This window comes from Aquitalea sp., assembly GCF_030150775.1.
Taxonomy (GTDB): domain Bacteria; phylum Pseudomonadota; class Gammaproteobacteria; order Burkholderiales; family Chromobacteriaceae; genus Aquitalea; species Aquitalea denitrificans.
In genome coordinates, this window is record NZ_JASLFG010000054.1 from 49,895 (window position 1) to 58,223 (window position 8,329).

At 57.7% G+C, this 8,329-nt stretch carries 5 protein-coding genes and 1 pseudogene; 4 read left to right on the forward strand and 2 right to left on the reverse strand.

The features are described 5' to 3' along the window. The first annotated feature begins 130 nt into the window (after positions 1-130). The 3 genes from mutS to QVF59_RS18025 all read left to right on the forward strand — a co-directional run bounded on the left by mutS (position 131) and on the right by QVF59_RS18025 (position 3,821). Positions 131-2,680, forward strand: a complete 2,550-nt coding sequence (mutS, locus tag QVF59_RS18015) for a DNA mismatch repair protein MutS (RefSeq protein ID WP_287881629.1) — start codon at positions 131-133, stop codon at positions 2,678-2,680. A gap of 101 nt (positions 2,681-2,781) precedes the next feature. Further along, positions 2,782-3,186: a hypothetical protein gene (locus QVF59_RS18020; RefSeq protein ID WP_287881631.1), complete on the forward strand. Its 405-nt coding sequence runs from the start codon at positions 2,782-2,784 to the stop codon at positions 3,184-3,186. Between the two features lie 194 nt (positions 3,187-3,380). After that, positions 3,381-3,821 (forward strand): hypothetical protein, encoded by a 441-nt coding sequence (locus QVF59_RS18025; RefSeq protein WP_159874971.1) that lies wholly within the window; start codon positions 3,381-3,383, stop codon positions 3,819-3,821. A 109-nt stretch (positions 3,822-3,930) separates the two neighbouring features. On the opposite strand, the gene aceK is transcribed toward QVF59_RS18025, so the two are convergent. Continuing rightward, positions 3,931-5,697, reverse strand: a complete 1,767-nt coding sequence (gene aceK, locus QVF59_RS18030) for a bifunctional isocitrate dehydrogenase kinase/phosphatase (RefSeq protein WP_287881633.1) — start codon at positions 5,695-5,697, stop codon at positions 3,931-3,933. Positions 5,698-5,924: 227 nt separating this feature from the next. Continuing rightward, positions 5,925-6,443: pseudogene (locus tag QVF59_RS18035) on the reverse strand (pseudouridine synthase); the annotation flags it as partial. Positions 6,444-6,899: 456 nt separating this feature from the next. Here QVF59_RS18035 and QVF59_RS18040 point away from each other — a divergent pair. Next, the coding region (locus tag QVF59_RS18040) for an NADP-dependent isocitrate dehydrogenase (protein WP_287881635.1) at positions 6,900-8,329 on the forward strand (1,430 nt) is incomplete at its 3' end.

Genomic DNA, 8,329 nt, shown 5'->3' on the forward strand with positions numbered 1-8,329 from the left:
AATGTACGCTGGCAACAGCGTCCTGACACCGCCCCACGGCTACGGTAAAATCGGCAGCCTTGCTTCAACGCCCCGTCTTGCGGGGCGTTGTCATCTGCACACCAACGGCACCAATAAGAGCACCACGCGCATGAGCACGCCCCAGCACACTCCAATGATGGCCCAGTATTTCTCCCTTAAAAGTCAGCATGCCGACAAGCTGCTGTTCTACCGCATGGGTGACTTCTACGAGCTGTTTTACGAGGATGCAGAAAAGGCTGCCCGCCTGCTGGATATCACCCTGACAACACGGGGCAGCAGTGGCGGCACCCCTATCAAGATGGCCGGCGTGCCTTACCATGCAGCCGAAGGCTATCTGGCACGGCTGGTGAAAATGGGCGAATCGGTGGCCATTGCCGAACAGATTGGCGATCCGGCGCTGGCCAAAGGGCCGGTGGAACGCAAGGTGGTACGCATCGTCACCCCCGGCACCCTTACCGATGCCGCGCTGCTGGACGACAAGCGCGACAACCTGGTGCTGGCGGTCAACATGATCAAGGGCACGCTGGGCCTGGCCTGGTTGTCGATGGCCAGCGGTGAATTCAAGATCATGCAAACCAGCGTGGAAGAATTCGCCAGCGAAATGGAACGGCTAAAACCAGCCGAACTGGTCTTGCCTGACGATAGCGGCCTCAATATCTTCGAGCAGGTCAACTGCCCACGCAAAAAGCTGCCACCCTGGCAGTTTGACCACGACTCCGCCCAACTGGCGCTGACCCGCCACTTTGGCACTCACGATCTGGCCGGCTTTGGTGCCGATACCCTGCCGGTTGCCGTCAGTGCCGCCGGTGCGCTGCTGGAATACGTCAAATCCACCCAGAGCGTGAACCCGGCCCACATCGCCCAACTGGCGGTGGAAGACGCTGGCGAGCTGATCCGCATGGACGCCGCCACCCGGCGCAATCTGGAACTGACCGAAACCATACGCGGCGAACCGTCCCCCACCCTGGCGTCCTTGCTGGACACCTGCGCCACCAGCATGGGCAGCCGCCTGCTGCGCCACTGGCTGCACCACCCCATCCGCCGCCACGACAAGCTGCAACGCCGGCTGGAATCGGTACGTGCCCTGCTGCCGGTGCATCAGGACATCCACGCCCAGTTGCGCGAAGTGGCCGACATCGAACGCATCACCGCCCGCATTGCCCTGCGCAGTGCTCGCCCGCGCGACTTGGCCGCCCTGCGCGATTCACTCAAGGCATTGACTGGAGCCAAGCAACTGGCCTCCAGCCTGGATGCCCCGCTGCTGGGTGAGTTGGCGCGCCTGCTGCCGGATAACTCGCCGGTGGAAACCCTGCTGGCAGCCAGCATCCTGCCAGAACCGGCTACCTTTCTGCGTGATGGCGGGGTGATAAACCACGGTCTCAATGCCGACCTGGACGAACTGCGTGCCATCCAGACTGACTGCGGCGATTTCCTGCTGGCACTGGAAGCCCGTGAAAAGGAACGCACCGGCATCACCACCCTCAAGGTGGAATTCAACCGCGTGCACGGCTTCTATATCGAGGTTTCGCGCGCCCAAGGCGACAAGGTGCCGGATGACTACCGCCGCCGCCAGACCCTGAAAAATGCCGAGCGCTACATCACGCCGGAGCTGAAAGAGTTCGAAGACAAGGCACTGTCGGCGCAAGACCGTTCGCTAGCGCTGGAAAAACAGCTGTACGAGCAGTTGCTGGATCAACTGGCACCCTCCATTCCCGACCTCAAGCTGATTGCCCAGGCCGTGGCCGGACTTGACGTATTGGCTGCTTTTGCCGAACGCGCCAGCAGCAACAATTACGTTGAGCCGGCGTTCGTCAACGACACCCGGCTGGAAATCATCGAAGGTCGCCACCCGGTAGTGGAAGCCGAAGTGGAACGCTTCATTGCCAACGACACCCGACTGAGCGACGCGCGCAAGCTGCTGTTGATCACCGGCCCCAATATGGGCGGTAAATCCACCTATATGCGGCAGAATGCGCTGATCACCCTGCTGGCCCATATCGGCAGCTTCGTACCGGCCAACCGTGCGGTCATCGGCCAGATCGACCGTATTTTCACCCGTATCGGTGCCTCCGACGATCTGGCAGGCGGGCGCTCCACCTTCATGGTGGAAATGACCGAGACGGCAAATATCTTAAACAACGCCACCGCCCAGTCACTGGTGCTGATGGACGAGGTGGGCCGGGGAACCTCCACCTTCGACGGCCTTGCCCTGGCATGGGCCATCGCCAAGGCGCTGATTGAAAAGAGCCAGGCCTATACCCTGTTTGCCACCCATTATTTCGAGCTGACCACCCTGACAGAACAATACCCGGCGGTGGCCAATGTCCATCTGTCCGCTGTCGAGCACAAGGACCGCATCGTCTTCATGCACCATGTGGACGAAGGCCCCGCCAGCCAGAGTTACGGCCTGGCCGTGGCCCAACTGGCGGGCGTGCCACCCAAGGTCATCCGCGAAGCACGACGCTATCTGGTGGAGCTGGAGAACCAGTCCGCGGCAAAGGTTCAACCCGACCTGTTTGCCGCCACCCCAGCCATGACTGCAGCAGTAGAGATAGAGCCCAATCCGGCACTGGACATGCTGGAAGAAATCGACCCGGACGAGCTGACACCACGTCAGGCGCTCGACTTTCTCTATCAAGTGAAAAAAGTGCTGAAATGATTCAGCAAAATTCCCGCGGTCTTCTATGATGAAAAAATCATGACAACCAGAGAACAGGAGTAAAAATCATGTCGTCGCAGAGCACTGCCAGCAATCCGGGCTTGATTCGTCTGTTTGGTCATACTGGAGATGATGGCAGCATTTCCCTTCAAGCAATTCGTGAAAGAGCTTCAAAGCAACTGTCGCGTTTCGCCGCCCAGGCGGAAGAAGAACTGGCAGCCCGTCAGATCAGCATGCCCCCGGCCATCAGTCTGGTCAGCTGCCCCGGCTGTAGCCTGACACTGGAAAACAATCATCCGCAGGCCGATGACATCCTGACCTGGCTTGCCAGCGATGCCAGAATTTCCAGCTTGTTCAAAGAAGTTGAAGTTTTGTTTGAAATCATTCGTGCCACTGAATCCGCAGGTGAAACCTTCCCCGAATCATCCTGCTTCCATATCGGGTTGACCAGCGCTGGTCCCATTGCTTATTTCGAGGACCACATTTGTAGTCCGCGTTCTTCCTGATCCAGTAGTACCCCATGCAAAACCAGAACAGGGAGACTTCGGTCTCCCTGTTTGCTGTTCAGCATAATGCTGCCGTCTCGGCATGCAGCAGGGAATTTACCATCAATCAAAATGAAAATTCTCAGCCAATCATCAGACTCCCATTCGCGCATGGCCTTCTACCATCAAGGTATTAACCTTCCGGGAGTAAAACCATGCCACTGACCGAATCCCCCAGCTCGCAACCCTTCATCCAGCCAGCCATGTCCACCGCACCCAACCCAACCCTTGCCGACAATCTGTCATTGCAGGCACGTACCCTGCTGGGCAACGTCGGGCTGCTCGCCCGGCAGGATCTGCAAGCGCGTGGCATTCACATTCCGCCAGCCATCTGCCTGGCAAGCGATGATATGGGCAGGCTTCAATTGCGCGGTCAGCACCCGCAGGCCAAGCAGATCCACCTGTGGCTGAGCAACAGCCAGACTTTACGCGGCTTGTTCAACGAGGCAAAAACCCTGTTCGAACTGCTACACACCTGTGAGTCATCTTCTTCGCGCTGGAATGACGACTGCTTCTGTATCGGCATTACATCTGCCGGGCCACTTGCCTATTTCGAGTCCCAACTGCCAGCCCTGCCCCTTGCTGCAGCCCATTGACCCCTGCTGCCTGTCTTACACCACAGCTCAAATCAAAAGGGAAGCTCTGGCTTCCCTTTCTTTATTCTGCCAAAGCATTTAACCGCAGCCGGACCCGGACCATGGACAATCAGCCTTTCCTCTGTGCGGCTGTGCACATATTGGTAAAACGCATTTCCTCGGGATAGGGGTAGAAGTCCTCGATCACTCCATCCCTGATGCGCTGCTGACGCTGTTGCCAGAAGCGCGGCTCCAGCAGATCCCGGTGATATTTAAGAAAGGTCTTGCGCACCTGTGGATCTCCCAGCAGGAAGGTGCCGAACTCCTCGGGAAATACATCATTGCGGGCCACCGGGTACCATACCTCACCCGACATCTCCATCTCTGGATTAGGTGCCGGCGGAATGCTGCGGAAATTGCAGTCCGTCATGTACTCGATTTCATCGTAATCATAGAAAATCACCCGTCCGTAGCGCGTCACGCCAAAGTTTTTGAACAACATGTCACCGGGGAAGATATTGGCGGAAGCCAGCTCCTTGATTGCCAGGCCATAGTCGCGAATCACGCGTTCCTTTTCCGTATCGTCGCACTGCATCAAGTACATGTTCAGCGGCTTCATACGCCGTTCGATATACAGGTGGCGAATGACAATGCTGTCCTCCCCCTCCTCCATCATGGATGGGGCCAGCGTGCGTAGCTCCTCGATCAGTTCGGCAGTAAACCGGCTGCGCGGGAACGCCACATTGGAGAACTCCAGCGTATCGGACATCCTCCCGACACGGTCATGCCGTTTCACCAGCCAGTATTTGCGCTTTACCGTATCGCGATCAACTTCCTTGGGGCCGCCAAACACGTCCTTGATCAACTTGAACACATAGGGATAAGACGGCAGGGTAAACACCAGCATCACCAAGCCACGGATACCTGGGGCGATGATGAACTGATCATTCGAGTGCTGCAGATGCTGCATGAAATCACGGTAAAAGGTGTTCTTGCCCTGTTTCTGCAAGCCCAGCATGGTGTACAGCTCTGCCTTGGTCTTGCTGGGCAGCATGCTGCGCAGAAACTGCACATAAGCGGAGGGAACCTCCATATCCACCAGGAAATAAGCCCGGCTGAAGGAAAACAGCACGCCGATGCGCCATGGCTCCAGCAGCAAGGTATCCAGATACAAGCGTCCGGCTTCATCGTGCAATACCGGGATGGCAAACGGGTAGCTGATGCCACCGTTAATTACCTTGCCAAAAATATAGGCGGTCTTGTTACGGTAGAAAGCAGATGACAGCACCTGGATTTGCAGATTGGCTTCTGCCGCAGGCCAGTGACCATCAAAAAAGGTGGCGATACAGCGCATGAGCAACGCCAGATCATGCCGCAGATGGGCAAAGGGCCGACACCAGCCAAAATCCAGAATGATGTTGCGCATTACCGCCCGCATACTGCGACTGGCGGGGTAATAGCTGCGGTAACTGGGCGGGTCGGACTCGATGTACTCGGTGGAAATGGCAGGCCGGATAAAGATGAAATCGTTGTTGAAGTAATCCCGGTGCAGCATACGGGTGAACACCGAGTTGAAGAAGGTTTCCGCCAGCTCCGGTTGCTTGTGATTGGTCAGCAGGCCGATGAAGTAGAGCTTGGCCTGTTGCCAGATTTCATCATCCAGCAGATCGGCATGAAACTCGTGGTGCAGGCGAGCCACGGTTTCCAGCACCCGCTCATCGTAAAACTGGATCCGGTCCCGGATGGCCTGCTGCACCCCCTGCCAGTCTGCCCGTTCAAACAGGGATTTGGCCTGCTGGTTACAGGCCCGAAACAGGCGATAGTGCTTGTCGAAACCATCGACCAACACCTGTGCCATGTCGCGCGCTACCGGGTTGTAGTACTCGGGAATCTGCATGCTGCGGCCTCGTATTTGCCACTCTCAGTTACACCCGCTCCTTTAGCGGCAGAACGGGCCCGCATGCATCATGGCTTGTTCTTGTGCGCAAAACGGAAAGAGGCCTGCGGGCGCGGCTTACCTGCGGTGGGCGCAGTTTTTGCTGTAGCCACTGCCGCAGGCTTGCCCAGACGCTCAGCATGGGACAGTGCCGGCAAATCTTCAAGACTTACCTCGATACTGCGCAGCTCGCCAGGCTGCATGTCACCCAGCTGCCACGGCCCGATGGCCGCGCGTACCAACCGCAGGGTGGGCAAGCCCACCTTGGCCGTCATGCGGCGCACCTGGCGGTTTTTACCCTCGCTGATGATGATTTCCAACCAGCAGTCCGGCACGGTCTTGCGAAAACGTACCGGCGGCTTGCGCTCCCACAGGGCGGGCGGGTCGATCTGGCGCACCTGCGCCGGACGGGTGACAAAGTCGCCCAGATCCACCCCGGCGCGCAGCGCATCCAGTTGCACCTCGCTCACCCTCCCCTCTACCTGCACCCAGTAGGTCTTGGGCAGTTTCCAGCGCGGGTCGCTGATACGATGCTGCAAAGCACCTTCACCGGTCAGCAACAGCAAGCCTTCACTATCGGTATCCAGCCGCCCGGCCGGGTAAACGCCGGGAATGGCGATATGATCCTTCAGCGTGGGGTGCAGCTCATGTTGAGAAAACTGGCAAATCACCCCGTAAGGCTTGTTGAACAGGATAAGTTCGGGCATTGCAGACAAACCATGCAGGAAAATGTAATGCCCGGATGATAACAAGGAGTGGCGCTGGCGGTCATGCCGGTCTGCGGGTAGGGGTAGGAGGTATTGCTGCAGCCTCGGTCCTGCAACAAAGGCAGACGGCAAAATGCCCTGGCTGGAACTATGCTATGGACTGCAACTCACAGTACCGGTGCGAAAAATTCACATTCGAACACTTGTTTACCTCGCCAGGATGGCAAAGTTCGGATACTTACAAACAGTACGAACATTTGAGGGGTATAATTCACTTCCGAAAAGTCACCCGCAAGTCTACGGGCCGCGCTGCCACGCACAGGCTGCTTAACGCAGTCCGGCAAGCCGCCCGCCTTATGCAGTGCCTTTACACGCGCCTAGCGGAACATCCCCCGGTGTGCGAAAGCCGCCTCGCGTAGTCGTTCTGACGTCAAAATAATCATTGGAGATAGAGCAATGCCTTCGGAACAGCCGACCATCATCTACACCCTGACCGACGAAGCACCTGCGCTGGCCACCAGCGCCTTCCTGCCAGTCATCCGTACCTTTACCGGCACCGCCGGCATCAATGTCGAAACGGCAGATATCTCCGTAGCAGCCCGCGTACTGGCCGAATTTCCCGAATACCTGACTGATGCGCAAAAAGTACCGGACACGCTGAGCGAACTGGGCAAGCTGACCCAGAACCCGGACACCAACATCATCAAGCTGCCGAACATCAGTGCTTCGGTTTCGCAACTGATCGCCTGCATCAAGGAACTGCAATCCAAGGGCTATGCCCTGCCGGACTACCCGGAGCTGCCCTCCTCGGACGCCGACAATGCGCTCAAGGCCCGCTACGCCAAATGTCTGGGTTCCGCAGTAAACCCGGTGCTGCGCGAAGGCAACTCAGACCGTCGCGCCCCGCTGGCGGTAAAAAACTACGCCAAGAAGCACCCGCACTCCATGGGCGAATGGAAGCAATGGTCGCAAACCCATGTTTCCCACATGCACCATGGCGACTTCTACCATGGCGAAAAATCCATGACGCTGGACAAAGCGTGTGACGTGAAGATGGAGCTGACCACCAAGAGCGGCAAGACCATCGTGCTCAAGCCCAAGCTCGCGCTCAAGGCCGGTGAAATCATCGATTCCATGTTCATGAGCAAGAAGGCGCTGTGCGACTTCTACGAACAAGAAATGGAAGACTGTCGCGAATCCGGCATCCTGTTCTCGCTGCATGTGAAAGCCACCATGATGAAGGTATCCCACCCCATCGTGTTCGGCCACTGCGTCAAGATCTACTACAAGGATGCTTTCGAGAAACACGGCAAACTGTTTGAAGAGCTGGGCGTCAACGTCAACAACGGTATGGCCAACCTCTACGAAAAGATCGAGACCCTGCCGGCCACCAAGCGCGAAGAAATCATCCGCGACCTGCACGCCTGCCAGGAACACCGTCCGCGTCTGGCCATGGTTGACTCCGCCAAGGGCATCACCAACTTCCACTCGCCCAACGACGTGATTGTCGATGCCTCCATGCCAGCCATGATCCGTGGCGGCGGCAAGATGTGGGGAGCCGACGGCAAACCGGCCGACTGCAAGGCGGTAATGCCGGAATCCACCTTTGCCCGTATCTATCAGGAGATGATCAACTTCTGCAAATGGCACGGCAACTTCGACCCGCGCACCATGGGCACCGTGCCCAACGTGGGCCTGATGGCGCAAAAGGCAGAAGAATACGGCTCGCACGACAAAACCTTTGAAATCGCCGAAGACGGCGTGGCCAATATCGTTGACCTGGCTACCGGCGAAGTGCTGCTGAGCCAGAACGTGGAAGCCGGCGACATCTGGCGCATGTGCCAGGTGAAAGACGCACCGATCCGCGACTGGGTGAAGCTGGCCGT

Coding starts and splice junctions, on each gene's coding strand:
- mutS (WP_287881629.1), top strand. CDS start 131: ATGAGCACGCCCCAGCACACTCCAATGATGGCCCAGTATTTCTCCCTT.
- aceK (WP_287881633.1), bottom strand. CDS start 5,697: ATGCAGATTCCCGAGTACTACAACCCGGTAGCGCGCGACATGGCACAG.
- QVF59_RS18025 (WP_159874971.1), top strand. CDS start 3,381: ATGCCACTGACCGAATCCCCCAGCTCGCAACCCTTCATCCAGCCAGCC.